Genomic DNA, 18,882 nt, shown 5'->3' with positions numbered 1-18,882 from the left:
GCCCGAAGGCGCCGCAATTCCGGTTCGCAATGTCGCGGCCCCAATAGGGGCGGAGCCGGGTTTATCCGAGGCTCAGGCTCGCCGCGCTCTCGGGCAGTTCCTCGTCGAAACAGCGCTGATAGAACTCGGCCACGGTCTGCCGCTCGAGCTCGTCGCACTTGTTGAGGAAGGACACCCGGAAGGCATAGCCCACATTGCGGAAGATCTCGGCGTTCTGGGCCCAGGCGATCACCGTCCGCGGGCTCATCACCGTCGAGAGGTCGCCGTTCATGAAGGCGGTCCGCGTCAGATCGGCAACGGTGACCATCTGCTTGACCTTCTTGCGGCCCTTCTCGGTGTTGTAATGCGGGCATTTCGCCAGAACGATGGCACATTCGGCATCAATCGAGAGATAGTTCAGCGTCGCCACCAGCGACCAGCGGTCCATCTGGCCCTGGTTGATCTGTTGGGTGCCGTGATAAAGGCCGGTGGTATCGCCCAGCCCCACGGTGTTGGCGGTGGCGAAGATGCGGAAATAGGGATGCGGGTGGATCACCTGGTTCTGGTCGAGCAGCGTCAGCTTGCCGTCAACCTCGAGCACCCGCTGGATCACGAACATCACGTCGGCGCGGCCGGCGTCATATTCGTCGAACACGATGGCGGTCGGGTTGCGCAGCGCCCAGGGCAGGATGCCCTCCTGGAACTCGGTGACCTGCTTGCCATCCTTGAGCTTGATCGCATCCTTGCCGATCAGGTCGATGCGCGAGATATGGCTGTCGAGGTTGACCCGCACCGCCGGCCAGTTCAGCCGCGCCGCCACCTGTTCGATATGGGTCGATTTCCCGGTGCCGTGGTAGCCTTGGATCATCACCCGGCGATTGTGGGAAAAGCCGGCCAGGATGGCCAGCGTGGTGTCGGGGTCGAACTTGTAGGTGCTGTCGACGTCCGGCACCCGTTCGCTGCGGTCGGCAAAGCCCTTGACCACCATGTCGGTATCGATGCCAAAGACATCGCGGACCGAGATTTCCTCGGAAGGTCTGGTATTGGGGTCCATCTGCCCGTCCGCCATGAGTGCGTCCTTTCCGGTGCCTGATCGCTGAATATGCGCTCCGGTTGGTGCACCATATTCACCGCAGTGGCAAGGGGAGGGGGCGGCGTTTTCGATCGGCTCTTGCTTCGGCCAAGTCGTGGCCTATCCTGTGGACCGAGCGCAGCGCGAACGACTTAAGGAACGACAGACGTGACGGCCCAGGACCTTGATGCATTGTTGACCCGGGTCTCGATGGCCGACCGCAAGGCCTTTGCCGCGCTCTATTCCGCCACCTCGGCGAAACTTTTCGGGATCTGCCTGCGTATCCTCAAGGACAGGGCAATGGCCGAGGATGCGCTTCAGGACATCTATGTCAAGATTTGGAAGCGCGCCGACGCCTATCAGTCCGGCCGGGTTCAGCCGATGACGTGGCTGATCACGGTTGCCCGCAACCACGCCATTGACCTGCTGCGCAAGCGACGCACAGCCGCCACCGACAACGCCGAAGGAGACGAGACCCGCATCGACCGTCTCGAAACCCATGAGCCCGGCCCGGCCGAGCAGCTGCTGCAAAAGGACACCCGGGCGCAGATCTCCGCCTGCCTCGACGAACTGGCCGATGAAAAGGCCGAGGCGGTGCGCCAGGCCTATCTCTACGGGGCCACCTATGCCGAACTGGCGGCGCATTTCGCGGTGCCTCTGAACACCATGAGAACCTGGCTGCGCCGCAGCCTGCAAGCCTTGAGGACCTGCCTGAGCCGATGAGCGACCCGACCGACACCCCTGACGACGATTCCGTGCTGGCCGCGGAATACGTGCTCGGGCTTCTGTCCGAGGCCGAAGAGGATGCCTTTGCCCGGCGGCTGTTCCTCGAGGCCGAGCTGCGCTGGCTCTGCGACGGCTGGAGCGAGTATTTCGCCGCGCTCGCCGACGAGGCGGCGCCGGTGACGCCCCCCGCCGCGCTCTGGCCGGCGATCGAGAAGCGCGTCTATGGCCCGCCGATGCCGGTCTGGCGGCGGCTCAACCTCGGCACGGCGGTGATCGGCACGGCGCTGGCGGCGGGGCTGGCCTTTGCAGCCCTGCGTTTCGGCTGGCTGCTGCCCGAGCCGCTGCCGCTGACCGCCGAGCTCACCAGCGAAACCGCCGGCGAAGTGGCGCGCATCGCGCTCGACCCCGAAAGCGGTTCGGTCACGGCCGAGCTTGTGGGGCTGTTCCCCGAACCCGGCCGCGCCCGCGAGCTCTGGCTGATCCAGGGCGACAACCCGCCGGTCTCGCTTGGCCTGCTGGCGCCGGGCACCGTGGTGGCCTTCGAACTGCCCGAAACGCTGCGCGCGGCGCTCGAGGGCGCGGTGCTGGCGATCTCGGACGAACCGGCCGGCGGCTCGCCCACCGGTCAGCCCACCGGCGCGGTTCTGGCGGCGGGGTCGGTCACCGCATCGTGACCGTCCCGTGACCGCCGGGGCGCAACTTTCCCGGCTTTGGAACGTCTTATCTCCTGAACCCCGGCGCACCGCAGCAGGCCGGCCACGCCCCGCGCGCGGCCCCCGCGGCGCGCCTCCGCAAAGGAGACGACCATGCCCCTCCATCGACGCCAGTTTCTTGCCACCAGCGCCGCCGCGGCGCTCTTGCCCGCCGCCACCCGCGCCCAGGACGACAGTTTCGAAGTCACCCGCAGCGAAGAGGAATGGCGCGCCATGTTGACCGATCTGCAATACGAGGTGATGCGCGAGGAGGGCACCGAACCGGCCTTCTCCTCGCCGCTGCACGACAGCAAGGCCAAAGGCATCTACCATTGCCGCGGCTGTGACCTGGCGGTCTATTCCTCCGAGCACAAATACGACAGCGGCACCGGCTGGCCGAGCTACTGGCAGAGCCTGCCGGATGCGATCCGCACCAAGGAGGACCGCAAGCTCCTGTTCATCGTCCGCACCGAATGCCACTGCCGCCGCTGCGGCTCGCACCTCGGTCATATCTTCGACGACGGCCCCGAGCCCACCGGAAAACGCCATTGCCTCAATGGCGTCGCCCTGACCTTCCAGGCCGCCTGACGGCCCTTGTCAACAGCAGAAGGACCGGCCCGCATGACGCAGGGCCGGTCCTTCTTCTGCTCCCAAATACCGCCGGGGGCAGAGCCCCCGGAACGCCAGCCGCGGGCGGGCCTATTTGTCCGGGAAACTCCGGCTGTCCTTGATCTGGTCCCAGGCCCACATGACCTCGCCCAGCTGCTCTTCCTGGCTGCGGTCGCCGCCGTTCATGTCCGGGTGCAGCACCTTGATCAGCGCCTTGTAGGCCTTGCGGATCTCGACCTTGGTCATGCTCTCCTTGGCCTCGAGAATCTCGATTGCCCGGCGCTCGGTGGGCGGCAGCCTGCGGCCGCCGCTGGCCGCGCCGCGTCCGGGGTTGCGGGTGGCATTCTGGCCCAGCACCTGATGCGGATCCTCGATGCCCAGCCGCGCCCAGGCCTTGGCCTCGGGATCGCGCCAGCCCTTGGTCTTTCGCTCCCAGACCTTGTCGGCGCTTTCCTGGGCATTCATCTCGGCCTCGGTCTTGCCGTCGAAGAAGCTCCATTTCGCATTGTATTCGCGCACGTGGTCCTTGCAGAACCAGAAGAAATCATCGAGCACATCGGGCGCCTTGGGCGCGCGATACAGGCCCTTCTCCTGGCATCCTTCATGGTCGCAGACCCGGGTCGAGGTCTCGGACGCACCGGACATGCCACGCCGGCCGCGCGGATTTTTTTTCTTGGCTGAGGACACGGACATATCAAATCCGAAGGGGTCTGATTTACTCATGGTTCGCACCTTTTCGACTCGGACGTGGCAGTTTAGACCATCGGCAACCAGAGGGAAGGGGCCGAGGGGAAAATCATGTCGAGATCAGAAGAAATTCGCCAACGGCTCATGGCCGCATTTGCACCGGCCGAGCTGCATGTGGAAGATGACAGCGAGGCCCATCGCGGCCACGCCGGATATCAGGAGGGCGGCGAGAGCCATTTCCGCGTGCGCCTGCGCGCAGAGGCCTTTGCCGGCCAGTCCCGCATCGCCCGCCACCGCGCCGTTCACGCCGCGCTGGGCCCCGATCTGATGGCCGCGATCCACGCCCTGGCGCTCGATCTCGACACGCCCTGAGGCCCGCCGCCGGTCATCTGCTCCCGCAGGGGGGCACCCCGTTGCCGGGGCCGCTCACGCCTTCGGCGGTTGCTCACGGCCGTCGTCGGGGGCTTCGCCATCCGTCTCGGTCGCATCGTCGCGCCCGGCCTCCACAGCCGCCGCCACGTCGCCTTCCTCAAAGCGGGCATCTTGCGCCGGTGGTGTCTCCTGCACCGCCCGCGCCGCATCGAGCACCGGGATCTCCTTGGGCGGATCGAGCAGTCGCGGCTCGAAGGCCGCGACCTCGTCCTCGCGGGCCCGCCGGAACACCAGCAGATTGCGGAACACCGTGGTCTTGCCCGACAGGCCCTGGCGCTCTTCGCTGGGCAGGGTCTCGGCGCGGACATATTCCCAGCCGTCCTCGGCCAGATCGTTCAGCACGGATTCCAGCGCAAAGGCGAACCGGCCTTCGGCGCCCTTCACACCCCGGGCCTTGCGCCCCTGGGCGGGGGCGGGAACCACCTTGTAATCATATCTCGTCATGGGCGCCCAAGAGCATACTTCGGCGTCAAGCGCAATCGCTCTCGCCGGACCGGGGCACCCCATGGCGCCAGAGTAGCGGGTCGCGGCGCGACGTCAGCGAAGGTTCGGTGTCTGGGCGCAATCGGTGTGGCGCGCCGCAAAGGCGCGGATCACGTCATTTGGCGGGGTGGCGAAGGCGGGCGGGTTCGAGCCGGCGGGTGTCCCGCTTGCGGATGAGAAAATCCACGCCCAGAACCGCCAGCGCCATCAGGGGGACTGCGATCTCAAAGCTGGTCATCGGGCTCCTCCTTGCGAAGCATACCCGGAATATAGTGCGAAAGGCCGTAAAATGCCAGTCCGATGCCGCCCCAGCGCGCGCAGGATGGCACCGCCGATCGCCCCGGCGCACTGGCATGGGTGAAGCCGGCCAGCGGCTTCCCCCGTTTGTTCTGGATCAGCAGCGCGTCGCCAGACGCAGGGCTCAGAGCCCCAGCTTGGCGCTCACGATCTCGTTCACCGCCTTGGGGTTGGCCTTGCCACCGGTGGCCTTCATCACCTGGCCGACAAACCAGCCGGCGAGCTTGGGGTTGGCCTTGGCCTTCTCGACCTGCGCCGGGTTGGCGGCGATCACCTCGTCCACCGCCGTTTCGATGGCGCCGGTGTCGGTGACCTGCTTCATGCCGCGCGCTTCGACGATCTGCGCCGGATCGCCGCCCTCGGTATAGACGATCTCGAACAGATCCTTGGCGATCTTGCCCGAGATGTCGCCCTTCTGGATCAGCGCGATGATGCCGCCGAGCTGTTCCGGCGAGACCGGGCTGTCGGCCAGCGCGTGGTCTTCCTTTTTCAGCCGGCCGAAGAGTTCGTTGATCACCCAGTTGGCCGCCATCTTGCCGTCACGGCCTTCCGCCACCTTCTCGAAGTAATTGGCCGAGGCGGTCTCGGAGGTCAGCACCGAGGCGTCATAATCCGACAGGCCGTAATCGGCGATGAACCGCGCCTTCTTTTCGTCCGGCAGCTCGGGCAGGGTGTTCCGGATGTCGTCCACCCAGCCCTGTTCGATCTCCAGCGGCAGCAGGTCGGGGTCGGGGAAGTAGCGATAATCATGCGCCTCCTCCTTCGACCGCATCGACCGGGTCTCGCCCTTGTCGGGATCGTAGAGCCGGGTTTCCTGATCGATCGATCCGCCGGCCTCCAGGATGGCGATCTGACGCTTGGCCTCGTAATCGATCGCCTGCTGGATGAACCGCATCGAGTTCATGTTCTTGATCTCGCAGCGGGTGCCGAGATGGCTGAAATCCTGCGTCGCCTGGTATTTCTCGTATTGCCCCGGCAGGCAGACCGAGACGTTGACATCGGCCCGCAGGTTGCCGTTTTGCATGTTGCCGTCGCAGGTGCCGAGATATTGCAGGATCTGGCGCAGCTTGACCACATAGGCCGCCGCTTCCTCTGGGCCGCGGATGTCGGGACGGCTGACAATCTCCATCAGCGCCACGCCGGTGCGGTTGAGATCGACGAAGGACATGTTGGGATCCATGTCGTGGATCGATTTGCCGGCATCCTGCTCGACGTGGATGCGCTCGATCCGCACCTTGCGCGCGGTGCCGTCGCCCATCTCGACCAGCACTTCGCCTTCGCCCACCAGCGGCTCGTAAAGCTGGCTGATCTGATAGCCCTGCGGCAGGTCGGGATAGAAGTAGTTCTTGCGGTCGAAGGCGCTCTTCAGGTTGATCTGCGCCTTGAGGCCCAGCCCGGTGCGCACCGCCTGTTCGATGCAATATTCGTTGATCACCGGCAGCATGCCGGGCATCGCGGCGTCGACAAAGGCGACATTGGCATTGGGCTCGGCGCCGAATTGCGTCGAGGCGCCGGAAAACAGCTTGGCCTGAGAGGACACCTGGGCATGGACCTCCATGCCGATCACCAGCTCCCAATCGTGTTTCGCCCCGGCGATCATCTTGGGTTTGGGGGTCTCATATGTCAGGTCCAGCATGGCCGTCTCCTTCGCGCTCGGAACGAAACGGGTTCTAGGGCAGGGGCGGGAGGGGAGCAAGAGGCAGTTCCCGGTTCCGCCCCGGTGCCGGCCGCCCAGCCCGGCCCCCGGCTCAGGGCGCCGGGCTGGGCTGGCCCTGGATACGGCGAAGCTCGCGGGCCAGCACCGTGCTCAGCGCCTCCCAGGCCTGGCGGGCGCCGATCTCGGCGCCACCCACATGGGCGCTGCCGGGGGTGGCATAGCCGATGTCGGTCAGCGACCAGACCCAGCCATGGGTCTCGCGCATGTCGCTGCGGATCAGACGGGTGCGCATCTTGTCCAGCAGCCGCCGCTGGCTGCGGTCGGGGCCGGTCTCGCGCGTCAGAAGCTGGCTCAGGCAGGCGGCAAAGAGGTTGACCATGTGCTGGCCAGGGTGACGGCGCAGGATATCGTCGATGGCTTCGACGAAATAGCCGGCGTCCAGCGCCGCGAAGGCCGCCGGATCCTGCAACAGCGCATCAAACCAGACCCAGGCATATCCGCCGCTGCCCCAGGTCTCGCCGGTCACCGCCGCCATCCGGCGCGCAGCCAGGTCAAGCGCCTCGTAGCTGCCGAACCAGCAGGGCAGGAGGTGCAGGCCGAAGGCGCGCATATGGCCTGGCATGCCCGGCGCCAGGCCGATCAGCGTTTCGTAACGGTCCACCACCTGGCGTTCGGCCCCCGGCTGGCCGGCCAGAAGCGCGCAATGCGTCGAGGCCAGCAGCGGCGAGCCGGCGGCGGCGTCGGTATATGGCGCGAGGATCGCCTCGGCGCGGGCAAAGGAGCTGCGGAAGGCGGCGACATGCTGTTCCGGGCGACCGCGCCGCCAGCCCTGCTTGTACCAGGCCCAGCCAGCATCCATGTGGCTCAGTGCCACCACGGCGGCGCAGCCTGGGTCGGGCGCCAGATCGGCGGCGATATCGTCCAGCGCCTGAAGCCCGGCAAACATCCGGTGGCCGCGCGACAGGGCGCCGGCGGAAGAGGCGCTTTCGAAGGCGCGGGCCAGGTCAGACCGCGCGCCGGCGGCCAGCAATTCGGCTTCGGGCGTGCCGGCGACGGTGGCGCCCCGGCGGGCATCGGCCGCGGCGACCTCGGCGCACAGAGCTTCCCAGCGCTCCTGGCGGGCCAGATCGCGCCCGCGGTCGAGCAGCGCCTGGCAATCGGCAAGCTCGCGGGTCTGGTCGCGCAGGGGGCGGCCGAGCTGGGCGAGACGCGCAGCGGAAAAGCCCGCCGGATCACCCTCGCACCCCGGTGCAAGAGCCGATCCCGGCTCCGATTTGCGGCCCGATCCCCGGCCGGCGCGGCGGGCGGGCGCGCGGGCGGCGGCCTGGCGCAGCGCGGATCGGGTTTTGTCTGTAATCGAAGTGAGGGTCTCGAACATCTGTACAACCAGTCGGCAATATTTCGCTGCGAACACACTGGCCGGCGTTTGGGGCGTGGTCATGGCAGGAGAAAGATAGACAATGGCAGCAACCCGACAGAGAGCGCCGCTTTGCGGCAATGATCTGTCTTTTGTATCGCTTTTTGTTGAGGTTACCTCGATGCACCGCGGATTGTTGCTGATTCTGCTGATCGTGCTGCCAGTCACCCTGGCCGCCGAAGAAACCGTTCTGGCCAGCGTCGAGTCGACTCGCCTGGCCCCGGCCGCGACGCGCCTGGCCCCGGATCAGAGCCTGCGGCCCGCCCCGCGCAGCCTGCGCGACCCGCGGATGCGCTGGCCCGCCGGCACCCGCGAGGCGGCGCTCTGGACGCAGGTGATGCTCAGCGCGCTGGAACAGGGCCACGCCCGGCCGTTGATCGAAACGGTGCCGCGCGACATCGCCCAATGGTGCCCGGCCTATCCCGACAACCCGGCACCGGCGCGGGCGGCCTTCTGGGCCGGCTTCGCCTCGACCCTGGCGAAATACGAGAGCACCTATCGCCCGCAGGCCGTCGGCGGTGGCGGGCTCTGGCACGGGCTGCTGCAAATCCTGCCGGGCACCGCGCATTTCAACAAATGCACCGCCACCACCGGCCCGGCGCTGCGGAACGGCGCCGCCAACCTCTCTTGCGCGCTGCGGATCATGGCGCGCACGGTGCCGCGCGACCAGGCGATTTCGCTCAAGGACAGCCGCTGGCGCGGGGTGGCGGCGGATTGGGGGCCGATGCGGTCGGAACCCAAGCGCCGCGACATGGCGCGCTGGTTGAGCCAGCAGAGCTATTGCCAGCCGATCCAAAGCACCCGCCCGCGCCTGCGCCCGGCAAGCTGGCCGCCGACGGTCTAGGCCGGGCTCAGTCCCAGCTTTGCCGCAGCGCGACCGCCGCGCGCCGCATCAGCACCGAATCGATGCCGACGGCCAGAAAGCTCCCGCCGGCTTCGGCCACTTCCGCCACAAAGGTCTGATCCGCCGAAAGAAATCCCGCCGGTTTGCCCGCCGCCACGATCCGGCGCACCGCGTCGCAGACCGCGGCGCGCACTTCCGGGCGGCCGGTCTCGCCGGGAAACCCCATCGAAGCGGCAAGGTCGGCGGGGCCGACGAAGATGCCGTCGACCCCGTCGATGGCCGCGATCTCTTCGATGTTGCGGGCGGCGGCTTCGGTCTCGACCTGAACCAGCAGGCAGATCTCGTCATTGGCCTGCTGGGTGTAACCTTCGATCGCGCCCCATTGGCTGGCCCGGGTGGTGCCGGCCACGCCGCGGATACCCAGCGGCGGATAGCGCACCGCCGCCACCGCCGCGCGGGCCTCTTCGGCGGTCTGCACATAGGGCACCAGAACCGTTTGCGCGCCGGCATCCAGCAGCCGCTTGATCTCGACCGGGTCGTTCCAGCCGGGGCGCACCACCACAGAAGTCGGGTAGGGGGCCGCCGCCTGCATGAGCGGCAGCATGGCGCGGGGATCGACCGGCGCATGTTCGCTGTCGATCAGCAGCCAGTCATAGCCGCAGCCGGCCAGCAGTTCGACCAGCCCGCCGTCGGGCAGGGTGCTCCAGAAACCGATCTGGCGTTGGCCGGCTTTCAGGGCGGCCTTGAAGGCATTGCGGGGCAGGTCCATCGGGGCGTCCTTGTGTTTTCGGGGAAGTCTCAGGCGCTGGCGCGCAGCGGCCGGCGCGCCTCGGACCAGGCGCGCACCGCGTCGCCAAAGGCGGAGAACAACGGACGCGACACCGGATCGTTGGCCGCATCCCATTCCGGATGCCATTGCACCGAGAGGGTGAAGCCCGGCGCATCCTGGATATAGGCGGCCTCGGGCGTGTCGTCGGGCGCCCAGCCATCGATGACAAAACGTTTGCCGGCCTGCATCACCCCCTGGCCATGCAGGGTGTTGGTCATCACTTCCGGCGCGCCCATCAGCCGGTGAAAGACGCCACCTTCCGCAAAGCGCACCTTGTGGCGCAGGGCGAATTTCTCTTCGATGGTGCCGTCGGGCGGCATCCGGTGGTTCATCCGCCCCGGCAGATCGCGGATTTCGGGGTGCAGGGTCGAGCCCATGGCCACCGCCACCTCCTGATAGCCGCGGCAGATGCCAAGGAACGGCTGGCCGCGCTCGACACAGGCGCGCACAAGCGGCAGGGCAATGGCATCGCGGGCCCGGTCAAAGGCGCCATGCGCCTCGGTCGCGGCCTCGCCATATTCCTCGGGGTGGACATTGGGCCGCCCGCCGGTGAGCAGGAAGCCATCGCAGGTTTCCAGCAGTTCGGCCACCGTCAGAAAGCGGGGATCGGCCGGGATCAGCAGCGGCATGCAGCCCGAGACCAGCGAGATCGCCTCGGAATTCATCGTGCCACCCGCGTGCGCCGGATATTGATCGTTGATCAGGTACTGGTTGCCGATGATGCCGACAATGGGGCGGGCCATGCGGATCCTCACTCAAAGGGGTTCGGCCCAATATAAGGCGGCGGCGCATGGCTTTACAACGGCCAAGGCCTGTGCGCTTCCGCAGCGTTCCTGTGCAGGAAGGGCCCGGCCGCCCGGCGGCACCGCCGTGCACGGAAAACCTTGCGAAAGGCTTGATGCGCCGCGCGGAAAGGTCCTAATTTTTCGTTAAATAGTAAGTGGTTATGCCCTTATCTCCGGGTAAGCGTTCCCACCCGTCGGGCGGGCATCCCTGCCCACCCTGCCACTCGCGCCCGGGCCGCGCCCGACCCGGGGGTCAGCCCTGCGCTGCCTTCAGCTCCAGCCGCCGGGCGTGTAGCACCGGCTCGGTATAGCCGCTCGGTTGCTCGCGCCCCTTGAACACCAGATCGCAGGCCGCCTGGAAGGCGATGCTGTCGAACTGCGGCGCCATCGGCCGATAACCGGGCTCGCCTTGGTTCTGGCTGTCGACCACGGCGGCCATTTTTTCCATGGCGGCACGCACCTGCGCCTCGCTCACCACGCCATGGTGCAGCCAGTTGGCGATGTGCTGCGCCGAGATCCGGCAGGTCGCCCGGTCCTCCATCAGCGCCACGTCGTTGATGTCGGGCACCTTGGAGCAGCCGACGCCCTGATCGATCCAACGCACCGCGTAGCCAAGAATGCCCTGGGCGTTGTTCTCGACCTCGCGGCTGATCTGATCGGCGGTCCAGGCACGATAGGAGGCCAGCGGAATGTCGAGGATGGTTTCCACATGCGCCCGCCGCCCGGCTTTCTTCAGCTTGTCCTGCACCGCGAAGACATCGATCTTGTGGTAATGCAGCGCGTGCAGCGTGGCCGCGGTGGGCGAGGGCACCCAGGCGCAATTGGCGCCGGATTTGGGGTGCTCGATCTTGGCCTCCAGCATGGCCGCCATCGCATCGGGCATCGCCCACATGCCCTTGCCGATCTGCGCCTTGCCCTGAAGCCCGCATTCCAGCCCGATATCGACGTTGCGGTTTTCATAGCCGGTGATCCAGGCCTTGCGCTTGATGAAATCCTTGCGGCTGAACGGCCCGGCCTCCATCGAGGTGTGGATCTCGTCGCCGGTGCGGTCGAGGAAGCCGGTGTTGATAAAGGCCACCCGGTGTTTCGCGGCGCGGATGCATTCCTTGAGATTGACCGTGGTGCGGCGCTCTTCGTCCATGATGCCGATCTTGACGGTGTGCCTGGGCAGGTCAAGCGCCTGCTCGACATGGTCAAAGATCGCATCGGCAAAGGCCACTTCCTCGGGCCCGTGCATCTTGGGCTTGACCACATAGACAGAGCCATGGGTGGAATTGCCGCCGTCGCGGTTCAGGTCATGCCTGGCGATCAGCACCGTCACCATGGCATCCATCAGACCTTCGAAGATCTCTTCGCCATCGCGGGTCAGGATCGCCGGATTGGTCATCAGATGGCCGACATTGCGCACCCAGAGCAGGGCGCGGCCCTTGACCGTCACCTCTTTGCCCTCGGGGCCGACATAGCTGCGGTCGGGGTTGAGCTGACGGGTCAGGGTCTTGCCGCCCTTCTGGAAGCTGGCCTCCAGATCGCCTTTCATCAGTCCGAGCCAGTTGCCATAGGCCAGCACCTTGTCCTCGGCATCGACGCAGGCCACCGAATCCTCGCAATCCATGATCGCCGAAACCGCGCTCTCGATCACCACATCGGCCAGACCGGCCTGATCGCGGGCGCCGATCATGTGGGTGCGGTCGAACACCAGCTCGACATGCAGGCCATGATTGCGCAACAGAACCGCCTCGGGCGCCTTGGGATGGCCGCGATAGCCGGCGAACTTGTAGGGTTCGGCCAGCGGCATGTCGTCGATCAGCAGCGCGCCGTCCTGAACGTGATAGCGCCGCGCGTCGGCATGGCTGCCGCCGGCGATCGGAAAGGCCTCGTCGAGGAACACCCGGGCGCGGGCCACCACCCGCGCGCCACGGCCGCGATCGTAGCCCCCTTTGGGCGGCAGCGCGCCCATGGCGTCAGTGCCATAGAGCGCGTCGTACAGCGATCCCCAGCGGGCATTGGCGGCATTGAGAGCAAAGCGCGCATTGGTCACCGGCACCACCAGCTGCGGGCCGGGCACCAGCGCGATTTCGGGGTCCACATGCGTCGTCTCGATATGGAAATCCGCGCCCTCGGGCAGCAGATAGCCGATCTGTTCGAGAAACGCCTTGTAGGCCTTGGCATCATGCGGCTGGTTGGCGCGGCCCTTGTGCCAATTGTCGATCTGGCTCTGGATCTCCTCGCGCTTGTCCAGCAGGGCGCGGTTCTTCGGCCCCATCTCATGCGCGAGATCGGAGAGACCCTGCCAGAAATCCTCGGCTGAGACCCCGGACCCCGGCAACGCCTTATCCTCGATGAACGCGGCCAGAACCTCGTCTACCGCCAGTCCGGCCCGGTCAACACGTGTGCTCATGGTCTTGGTCTCCGCTTTGGTGCGCAATGGTATACCACATCCCTTAAGGCATGTGGCGCGGGGCGGGCAAGCTCTGTACCACGCCGGATGACGAATGGACCTTTCGGCTTTCCCGAAGAATGCCCCTGTCGATCCGCCCGCTCGGGCCGAGCTCTTGCCTGTGACGGGAAATGCTGACTAGTCTCGCCTCATTCACCACCGACTCTCTTGTTCACCCTAACATAACAGGACACCGGTCATGCAGCTCGATCCCGACACCGACCTGACCTTTACCCGCACCCTGCCTGTGCCGCCGGCGCTGGTCTGGGCGTGCTGGACCTCGGCCGACCATATCCCGCATTTCTTTGTGCCCAAGCCGCACAAGGTGGTGGCCTGCGACATCGATCTTCGGGTCGGCGGGCGTTTCAACACCACCTTCGAGGTTGACGGCAACCGGATGGAAAACCACGGCGTCTATCTCGAGATCGTGCCGGAACGCCGCCTGGTCTTTACCGATGGCTACACCGAAGGCTGGAAGCCGACCGAGGATCCTTTCATGACCGCGATTCTCGACCTCGCGCCAACCAAGGAGGGCGGCACCAGCTATACCGCCACCGCCCGCCACCGCACGGCGGAAAAGGCCAGGGCCCACAAGGATATGGGCTTTTACGAAGGCTGGGGCGTGGTGGCCGATCAGCTGGTCGACTACGCCCGGACGCTGGAGCGCGTCTAGAGCGCGCGCCAGCCGATGTCGCTGCGGTAGAAGCCGCCGGGCCAGTCGATGGCCTCGACCATCTCATAGGCCCGGGCGCGGGCCTCGGCCAGTGTCGCGCCGCGCGCGGTGACATTCAGCACGCGGCCACCGGTCGCGGTGATCTGACCGTCCCTGGCCGTGGTGCCGGCGTGAAACACCATGTGGCTGCTGTCTTCCGGGAGGGCGTCCAGTCCCTTGATCACGCTGCCCTTTTCGTAGGAACCGGGATAGCCCTTGGCGGCCATCACCACGGTCATCGCATGATCTTCGGCCCAGTTGACCTGGGCGGCGTCAAGCCGTTCTTCGGCCGCCGCATGCATCAGGTCGAGCGCCTGCGCGCCCAGCCGCAGCATCAGCACCTGGCATTCGGGGTCGCCGAAGCGGACATTGTATTCCACCAGCCGCGCGCGGCCGTCCTTGATCATCAGCCCGGCATAGAGCACGCCCTGATAGGGCATGCCGCGTTCGGCCATCACCCGGAGCGTCGGCTTGACGATCTCTTCCAGCGCCTGCGTGGCGATTTCGTCGGTCAGCACCGGGGCAGGCGAATAGGCACCCATGCCACCGGTGTTGAGCCCGGTGTCGCCTTCGCCGACCCGCTTGTGATCCTGCGCCGTGCCGATGGGCAACGCGGTGGTGCCGTCGCAGAGCACGAAGAAACTGGCCTCTTCGCCCGCCATGAATTCCTCGATCACCACTTCCGCGCCGGCTGCGCCAAAGGCGCCGCCGAACATGTCATCGATGGCATCCAGCGCGGTCTGGACATCCGTTGCCACGATCACGCCTTTGCCGGCGGCCAGGCCGTCAGCCTTGACGACAATCGGTGCGCCCTGCTGGCGGATGTAATCCTTGGCTTTCTCGGCATCGGTGAAATGCGCGTAGCCGGCGGTCGGCGCCTCTGCCGCGTCGCAGATTTCCTTGGTAAAGCTCTTCGAGGCCTCGAGCCGCGCCGCCTCTTTCGAGGGGCCGAAGACCAGCATCCCGGCGTCGCGCAGCCGGTCGGCCACCCCTTTGGCCAGTGGCGCCTCGGGGCCGACGATGACGAAATCGATGGTTTCGGCCTCGGCCAGCGCCAGCACCGCGCCGGCGTCTTCGATATCGATTGCGGCGCAGGTGGCAATCTGGGCAATGCCGGCATTGCCAGGTGCCACGATCAGCTTATCGCATTTCGGGTTTTGCAGCGCCGCCCAGGCCAGGGCGTGCTCGCGCCCGCCGCTTCCGAGAATGAGGATGTTCATGGGCGCTCTCCGCTTGGCCTTTGTTGCGTGGCGTTTTAGGGTCCGGGCCGAGCAGATACAAGCGAGCCAAGATGTCCGACCTGATCGACGACGCGCCAGAGGGCCTGAACGCACCGGAATTCAGCGTTTCCGAAATATCGGGGGCGATCAAACGGGTGATCGAGGGCGAGTTCGGCCATGTCCGCATTCGCGGCGAGGTGGGCCGGGTATCGCGGCCCCGATCGGGCCATATCTACCTCGATCTCAAGGACGACCGTGCGGTGATCTCGGGGGTCGTCTGGAAAGGCGTGGCGGCGCGGCTGACCACCTTGCCCGAGGAGGGCATGGAGGTGGTGGCGACCGGACGGGTGACGACATTTGCAGGCCAGTCGAAATACCAGATGGTGATCGACGACATCAAGCCGGCTGGCGTCGGCGCGCTGATGGCGATGCTGGAAAAGCGCAAGGCGCTGCTCGAGGCGGAGGGGCTCTTTGCCGCGGATCGCAAGAAGAAACTGCCGTATCTGCCTGAGATCATTGGTGTTGTCACTTCTCCCAGCGGGGCGGTGATCCGCGATATCCTGCACCGTCTGCGCGACCGGTTTCCGCGCAAGGTGCTGATCTGGCCGGTCGCCGTGCAGGGCGCCAAATGCGCCCCCGAAGTGGCCCGCGCGATTGCCGGCTTCAACGCGCTGAGCCCCGGCGGCGCGCTGCCCCGGCCCGATCTTCTGATCGTGGCGCGTGGCGGCGGTTCGATCGAGGATCTCTGGGGCTTCAACGAGGAAGTGGTGGCGCGGGCGGCGGCGGCCTCGGAGATCCCGCTGATCTCGGCGGTGGGGCACGAAACCGACACCACGCTGATCGATCACGTGGCCGACCGCCGCGCACCGACGCCCTCGGCGGCGGCGGAAATGGCGGTGCCGGTGCGGCTCGAGCTGCTGGCCTGGCTCGAGGGTCAGGGCGGGCGGCTGGCGCAGGGGCTGACCGGTGCCCTGGCGCAGCGCGGCCAGCGGCTTCGCGATCTGTCACGGGCCCTGCCACGGGCAGAAACGCTGGTCGAAGGGCCGCGCCAGAGGCTCGACACCTGGGGCGACCGGCTGCCGGTGGCGCTCGAACGCGGGGTGGCGCGGCGGCGGGTGACGCTTTCGGAATGCGCCGGCGCCTTGCAGGTTTCGGCGTTGCGGCGCATGCTGACGAACGAGCAGCGGCGGCTGGATCACCTGGCGGCGCGGCTGGCGCCCGCGCTCGAGCGCGGGGTGGCGCGCAAATCCGAGCAACTGGCCGGATTGCGGATTTCCACACGGGCCGTGGAAAAGGATATTTCTTATCAGAAAGAACGGCTTGAAAGGGCTTTTTCACGTATTACGGACGCCGGCGCGCGGCAGGTTGGCGAGCTGCGGACCCGGCTGGAGGCCACCGACCGATTGCGCGAAACGCTGGGGTACAGGGCGACCCTGGCGCGCGGCTATGCGGTGGTGCGGGGCGACGCCGGGCTGGTGACCTCCAAGGCGGCGGCGGAACAGGCCACCGGCCTCGAGATCGAATTTGCCGATGGCCGGCTCAAGCTTGGCTCGGGCAAACCGGCGCGCGGCAAATCTCCGCGGAAACCGCCGGAGCAAGGCTCGCTTTTTTGACCGGACATTTGCAAGTGTTCATGTTATGTTCACGTCATGTAAACCTTTGGAGGTCACGATGGAACAGCGCGTATCCCTGATTACCCTCGGCGTGCAGGACATGGCGAATACGGCGGCGTTTTACGAGCGGCTGGGCTGGGCGCGGGTCGAATCGCCTGATGGCGTGGTGGCCTTCGACCTGATCGGGCAGACGCTGGGGCTCTATCCGCTGGACGCCCTGGCCGAGGATATCGGCGTCGCGCCCGGCACCCTGGGGCGCGGCGCGGTGACGCTGGCGCACAACCTGCGTAGCAAGGAAGAGGTGGACGAACTGATGCAACGGGCCGAGGCGGCGGGCGCCACGGTTCTGAAGGCGCCGCAAGAGGCGTTCTGGGGCGGCTACCACGGCTATTTCGCCGATCCCGAGGGCGCGATCTGGGAAGTGGCGTTCAATCCGTTCTCGCCGCTGGCCGAGGACGGGGCGTTCTGCTGGAACGGCTATGGCTGAGCGGGCCTTGACGTGGTGCTCGGGGCCGGAACGGGTGCCTGGCATGAGCCGGCTGTCCGGTTTCGATCGGGGGCGGTGGCCTGAGCGCGGGCGCGCTTCGAAAACCTGCCGCCGCCTGTGATGCCGGGCCGCAGAAGGTCGCCAGGAGCAGAGGCGCCGGGACCAAAGTGAATGCCGGTCCATTGGCCGGCGCGGGTTTTGAGAGCCTGTCGGGCGTTGGCACCCTATCGGTCCTTGAATCCCGTCAGGCCGGAAGCGGAGGGGTGACGGCAATGGAACATCGCGCGGTGGCAGGCTGATGCGCAAACCGGCCAGCATGTGGAGCCTCGAGACGCTGGGGCGCGTGCGGCTGAGCCGATATTTCTACATGCGGGAGTTTCTCTATTCCGAGATCGGCAATATTCACCGCATCCCCAATATTCCCGAGCGCCCCGATCTGGCGCTGGAACGGGGGCGGGCCTTTTGCACCGAGTTGCTCGATCCGCTGGAGGAAACCTTCGGCCGGGTGGCGGTGCGGTCGGGTTATCGCGCGCCGGGGCTGAACCGGTTCGGCAATGAAAACCGGCTCAACTGTGCCCGCAACACATATCCTCAGGAATGCCACATCTGGGATATCGAAGCGGTTCCGGTTGCCGGCGCGAGCATCGTCCTTCCCTGGTTTGCCGATCAGTTCGAGGCCGGCCGCGACTGGCGCGACCTGGCCTGGTGGCTGCACGATCACATCGAGTATTCCGAAATCTGGTTCTTTCCAAAACTCTGCGCCTTCAACCTGTCGTGGCGGCCCGCGCCCTGGAAGGTGATATCCAGCTATATTGCGCCGCGCGGCACGCTTTTGCGCCGCGGCGCGGCGCCGGCGGAAAGCCGGGCCCAACGGCAGGCGCGCTATGCCGATTTCCCGAAGTTCCGCGCCCTCCGCCTGCCGGGCAGCGGGGAATAGCCGGGTCGCACATAATGTTTGCGCGGCGCGGGAGGGGCGCTCAGATGCAGGATATTCGTCACGCGGCCCAGGGCTTTACAGCTCCCCGCCGGGCCGGTGGCTGACGGTTGACGTTACGGCATCGGCGAAAGGCCACCGGCCCCCGTGTGGGCGAGCGATTTCCCGCTGTCATCCGGCATCGCCTGCGTTAGTCTCCGCCCGGACCCTGCGGCCAACGCGGGGCGGGCGAAATGAGAGAGAGCAGGGCCCTAGCGATGCGCGAACCGCTGGTATTGTTGCCGGGATTCATGTGTGATGCGCGGGTCTTCGGGCCCCAGGTCGCGGCGCTCAGCCGCGACACGCCGGTGATGGTGGCACCGGTCACCGAGGGCGACCGCATCGAAGAGATCGCCTCGTCGATCCTGACGGCGGCGCCGGCCAAGTTCGGCGTCGCGGGCATGGGGTTTGGCGGCGCGGTGGCGATGGAGCTGGTCCGCCGCGCGCCGGAGCGGGTGACGCGGATCGCTCTGATCGACGCCTCGCCACTGGCCGAGACGCCGCAGGATGCCTCGGCCCGCGAGGCGCGGATCATCCGGGCGCGCACCGGCCGGCTGCGCGAGGTGCTGGAAGAGGACATCGTCACGGCCGGGCTTGCGGTGTCGCCCTACCGCGGCGACGTGCTGGCGCTGGCGCTCGACATGGGGCTGCATCTGGGCGCCGATGTCTACACCCGGCAGAGTCGCACGCTGATGCGGCGCAAGGACCAGCAGGCGGTGATGCGCAAGTGCAAGGCGCCGGCGCTGGTTGTCTGCGGCGCCGAAAACGCGGTGTTGCCGGTGAAGCGGCACGACTTCCTCGCCACGCTGATCCCGAATGCCCGGCTCGAGGTGATCGCGGGCGCCGGCCATATGGCGGCGCTGGAGCAGCCCGAGGCGGTGATCAACGTGCTCCGCGCCTGGCAGCGCCAGCCGCAGACGGTGTCATAGCG

The 18,882-nt window shown here is 66.8% G+C and carries 20 protein-coding genes; 10 read left to right on the top strand and 10 right to left on the bottom strand.

Annotation, left to right across the window (positions count from 1 at the left end; genetic code table 11):
• Positions 1–61 precede the first annotated feature (61 nt).
• Entirely contained in the window at positions 62–1,048 is a 987-nt protein-coding gene (gene cobS / locus BMW90_RS04960) for a cobaltochelatase subunit CobS (protein WP_048530658.1), read from the bottom strand.
• Between the two features lie 213 nt (positions 1,049–1,261).
• Between cobS and BMW90_RS04955 the strand changes: the two genes are divergently transcribed.
• The 3 genes from BMW90_RS04955 (at position 1,262) to msrB (ending at position 3,057) form a co-directional block, all read left to right on the top strand.
• Positions 1,262–1,774 (top strand): sigma-70 family RNA polymerase sigma factor, encoded by a 513-nt coding sequence (locus BMW90_RS04955; RefSeq protein WP_139211231.1) that lies wholly within the window; start codon positions 1,262–1,264, stop codon positions 1,772–1,774.
• Complete coding sequence (locus BMW90_RS04950) at positions 1,771–2,451, top strand: anti-sigma factor (RefSeq protein ID WP_074835304.1); 681 nt, start codon at positions 1,771–1,773, stop codon at positions 2,449–2,451. The genes BMW90_RS04955 and BMW90_RS04950 overlap by 4 nt, the downstream gene beginning before the upstream one ends.
• A gap of 132 nt (positions 2,452–2,583) precedes the next feature.
• On the top strand, positions 2,584–3,057 hold the full coding sequence (gene msrB / locus BMW90_RS04945; protein WP_048530660.1) for a peptide-methionine (R)-S-oxide reductase MsrB: 474 nt from the start codon (positions 2,584–2,586) through the stop codon (positions 3,055–3,057).
• Between the two features lie 111 nt (positions 3,058–3,168).
• Here msrB and BMW90_RS04940 read toward each other — a convergent pair whose 3' ends face one another.
• Positions 3,169–3,801 (bottom strand): DnaJ domain-containing protein, encoded by a 633-nt coding sequence (locus tag BMW90_RS04940; protein ID WP_048530661.1) that lies wholly within the window; start codon positions 3,799–3,801, stop codon positions 3,169–3,171.
• Positions 3,802–3,876: 75 nt separating this feature from the next.
• Here BMW90_RS04940 and BMW90_RS04935 point away from each other — a divergent pair, with 75 nt between their 5' ends.
• Positions 3,877–4,137, top strand: coding sequence for a BolA family protein (locus BMW90_RS04935; RefSeq protein ID WP_074835302.1), 261 nt, complete (start codon positions 3,877–3,879; stop codon positions 4,135–4,137).
• A gap of 54 nt (positions 4,138–4,191) precedes the next feature.
• Here the strand turns inward: BMW90_RS04935 and BMW90_RS04930 are convergent, their stop codons facing one another.
• From BMW90_RS04930 to BMW90_RS04920, 4 genes are all read right to left on the bottom strand, one after another.
• On the bottom strand, positions 4,192–4,641 hold the full coding sequence (locus BMW90_RS04930) for a DUF4177 domain-containing protein (RefSeq protein ID WP_074835301.1): 450 nt from the start codon (positions 4,639–4,641) through the stop codon (positions 4,192–4,194).
• A 154-nt stretch (positions 4,642–4,795) separates the two neighbouring features.
• On the bottom strand, positions 4,796–4,918 hold the full coding sequence (locus BMW90_RS27165) for a hypothetical protein (protein ID WP_275937317.1): 123 nt from the start codon (positions 4,916–4,918) through the stop codon (positions 4,796–4,798).
• A gap of 183 nt (positions 4,919–5,101) precedes the next feature.
• Positions 5,102–6,613, bottom strand: a complete 1,512-nt coding sequence (gatB, locus tag BMW90_RS04925) for an Asp-tRNA(Asn)/Glu-tRNA(Gln) amidotransferase subunit GatB (RefSeq protein WP_074835299.1) — start codon at positions 6,611–6,613, stop codon at positions 5,102–5,104.
• A 112-nt stretch (positions 6,614–6,725) separates the two neighbouring features.
• Complete coding sequence (locus tag BMW90_RS04920; RefSeq protein WP_074835298.1) at positions 6,726–8,012, bottom strand: hypothetical protein; 1,287 nt, start codon at positions 8,010–8,012, stop codon at positions 6,726–6,728.
• 160 nt (positions 8,013–8,172) lie between these two features.
• Between BMW90_RS04920 and BMW90_RS04915 the strand changes: the two genes are divergently transcribed.
• The gene (locus BMW90_RS04915) at positions 8,173–8,895 is read left to right on the top strand and encodes a lytic transglycosylase (protein ID WP_139211207.1); all 723 of its coding nucleotides are present in this window, start codon (positions 8,173–8,175) and stop codon (positions 8,893–8,895) included.
• A 7-nt stretch (positions 8,896–8,902) separates the two neighbouring features.
• Here BMW90_RS04915 and BMW90_RS04910 read toward each other — a convergent pair whose 3' ends face one another.
• The 3 genes from BMW90_RS04910 to BMW90_RS04900 all read right to left on the bottom strand — a co-directional run bounded on the left by BMW90_RS04910 (position 8,903) and on the right by BMW90_RS04900 (position 12,907).
• The gene (locus BMW90_RS04910; RefSeq protein ID WP_048530668.1) at positions 8,903–9,664 is read right to left on the bottom strand and encodes an aldolase/citrate lyase family protein; all 762 of its coding nucleotides are present in this window, start codon (positions 9,662–9,664) and stop codon (positions 8,903–8,905) included.
• A 29-nt stretch (positions 9,665–9,693) separates the two neighbouring features.
• Entirely contained in the window at positions 9,694–10,467 is a 774-nt protein-coding gene (locus BMW90_RS04905) for a gamma-glutamyl-gamma-aminobutyrate hydrolase family protein (RefSeq protein ID WP_074835295.1), read from the bottom strand.
• A 295-nt stretch (positions 10,468–10,762) separates the two neighbouring features.
• Positions 10,763–12,907, bottom strand: a complete 2,145-nt coding sequence (locus tag BMW90_RS04900; protein WP_074835451.1) for a malate synthase G — start codon at positions 12,905–12,907, stop codon at positions 10,763–10,765.
• A 238-nt stretch (positions 12,908–13,145) separates the two neighbouring features.
• On the opposite strand from BMW90_RS04900, the gene BMW90_RS04895 reads away from it, so the two are divergent.
• Complete coding sequence (locus tag BMW90_RS04895) at positions 13,146–13,619, top strand: SRPBCC family protein (RefSeq protein WP_074835293.1); 474 nt, start codon at positions 13,146–13,148, stop codon at positions 13,617–13,619.
• On the opposite strand, the gene purD is transcribed toward BMW90_RS04895, so the two are convergent.
• The gene (gene purD, locus BMW90_RS04890) at positions 13,616–14,878 is read right to left on the bottom strand and encodes a phosphoribosylamine--glycine ligase (protein WP_074835292.1); all 1,263 of its coding nucleotides are present in this window, start codon (positions 14,876–14,878) and stop codon (positions 13,616–13,618) included. The two genes, BMW90_RS04895 and purD, sit on opposite strands and share 4 nt — an antisense overlap.
• A 71-nt stretch (positions 14,879–14,949) precedes the next feature.
• Between purD and xseA the strand changes: the two genes are divergently transcribed.
• From xseA to BMW90_RS04870, 4 genes are all read left to right on the top strand, one after another.
• On the top strand, positions 14,950–16,491 hold the full coding sequence (gene xseA / locus BMW90_RS04885) for an exodeoxyribonuclease VII large subunit (RefSeq protein WP_074835290.1): 1,542 nt from the start codon (positions 14,950–14,952) through the stop codon (positions 16,489–16,491).
• Between the two features lie 58 nt (positions 16,492–16,549).
• Positions 16,550–16,978 carry a VOC family protein gene (locus BMW90_RS04880; protein ID WP_074835288.1) on the top strand — a complete coding sequence of 143 codons (429 nt, stop codon included), beginning with the start codon at positions 16,550–16,552 and terminating at the stop codon, positions 16,976–16,978.
• 316 nt (positions 16,979–17,294) lie between these two features.
• Positions 17,295–17,915 carry a hypothetical protein gene (locus BMW90_RS04875; RefSeq protein WP_048533713.1) on the top strand — a complete coding sequence of 207 codons (621 nt, stop codon included), beginning with the start codon at positions 17,295–17,297 and terminating at the stop codon, positions 17,913–17,915.
• Between the two features lie 254 nt (positions 17,916–18,169).
• Positions 18,170–18,880 carry an alpha/beta fold hydrolase gene (locus BMW90_RS04870; protein ID WP_048530676.1) on the top strand — a complete coding sequence of 237 codons (711 nt, stop codon included), beginning with the start codon at positions 18,170–18,172 and terminating at the stop codon, positions 18,878–18,880.
• The last annotated feature ends 2 nt before the right edge of the window (positions 18,881–18,882 follow it).

Source organism: Marinovum algicola (genome assembly GCF_900109145.1).
Classification (GTDB): Bacteria; Pseudomonadota; Alphaproteobacteria; order Rhodobacterales; family Rhodobacteraceae; genus Marinovum; species Marinovum algicola.
This window is presented reverse-complemented; position numbering and strand designations above follow the sequence as displayed.

What these genes read in the sequence shown, in the direction of transcription:
- xseA (WP_074835290.1), top strand. Translation starts at nt 14,950, where the DNA reads ATGTCCGACCTGATCGACGACGCGCCAGAGGGCCTGAACGCACCGGAA.
- gatB (WP_074835299.1), bottom strand. Translation starts at nt 6,613, where the DNA reads ATGCTGGACCTGACATATGAGACCCCCAAACCCAAGATGATCGCCGGG.
- cobS (WP_048530658.1), bottom strand. Translation starts at nt 1,048, where the DNA reads ATGGCGGACGGGCAGATGGACCCCAATACCAGACCTTCCGAGGAAATC.
- BMW90_RS27165 (WP_275937317.1), bottom strand. Translation starts at nt 4,918, where the DNA reads ATGACCAGCTTTGAGATCGCAGTCCCCCTGATGGCGCTGGCGGTTCTG.
- BMW90_RS04930 (WP_074835301.1), bottom strand. Translation starts at nt 4,641, where the DNA reads ATGACGAGATATGATTACAAGGTGGTTCCCGCCCCCGCCCAGGGGCGC.
- BMW90_RS04920 (WP_074835298.1), bottom strand. Translation starts at nt 8,012, where the DNA reads ATGTTCGAGACCCTCACTTCGATTACAGACAAAACCCGATCCGCGCTG.
- BMW90_RS04895 (WP_074835293.1), top strand. Translation starts at nt 13,146, where the DNA reads ATGCAGCTCGATCCCGACACCGACCTGACCTTTACCCGCACCCTGCCT.
- BMW90_RS04880 (WP_074835288.1), top strand. Translation starts at nt 16,550, where the DNA reads ATGGAACAGCGCGTATCCCTGATTACCCTCGGCGTGCAGGACATGGCG.
- BMW90_RS04940 (WP_048530661.1), bottom strand. Translation starts at nt 3,801, where the DNA reads ATGAGTAAATCAGACCCCTTCGGATTTGATATGTCCGTGTCCTCAGCC.
- msrB (WP_048530660.1), top strand. Translation starts at nt 2,584, where the DNA reads ATGCCCCTCCATCGACGCCAGTTTCTTGCCACCAGCGCCGCCGCGGCG.
- BMW90_RS04950 (WP_074835304.1), top strand. Translation starts at nt 1,771, where the DNA reads ATGAGCGACCCGACCGACACCCCTGACGACGATTCCGTGCTGGCCGCG.
- BMW90_RS04875 (WP_048533713.1), top strand. Translation starts at nt 17,295, where the DNA reads ATGTGGAGCCTCGAGACGCTGGGGCGCGTGCGGCTGAGCCGATATTTC.
- BMW90_RS04900 (WP_074835451.1), bottom strand. Translation starts at nt 12,907, where the DNA reads ATGAGCACACGTGTTGACCGGGCCGGACTGGCGGTAGACGAGGTTCTG.
- BMW90_RS04905 (WP_074835295.1), bottom strand. Translation starts at nt 10,467, where the DNA reads ATGGCCCGCCCCATTGTCGGCATCATCGGCAACCAGTACCTGATCAAC.
- BMW90_RS04955 (WP_139211231.1), top strand. Translation starts at nt 1,262, where the DNA reads ATGGCCGACCGCAAGGCCTTTGCCGCGCTCTATTCCGCCACCTCGGCG.
- BMW90_RS04915 (WP_139211207.1), top strand. Translation starts at nt 8,173, where the DNA reads ATGCACCGCGGATTGTTGCTGATTCTGCTGATCGTGCTGCCAGTCACC.
- BMW90_RS04935 (WP_074835302.1), top strand. Translation starts at nt 3,877, where the DNA reads ATGTCGAGATCAGAAGAAATTCGCCAACGGCTCATGGCCGCATTTGCA.
- purD (WP_074835292.1), bottom strand. Translation starts at nt 14,878, where the DNA reads ATGAACATCCTCATTCTCGGAAGCGGCGGGCGCGAGCACGCCCTGGCC.
- BMW90_RS04910 (WP_048530668.1), bottom strand. Translation starts at nt 9,664, where the DNA reads ATGGACCTGCCCCGCAATGCCTTCAAGGCCGCCCTGAAAGCCGGCCAA.
- BMW90_RS04870 (WP_048530676.1), top strand. Translation starts at nt 18,170, where the DNA reads ATGCGCGAACCGCTGGTATTGTTGCCGGGATTCATGTGTGATGCGCGG.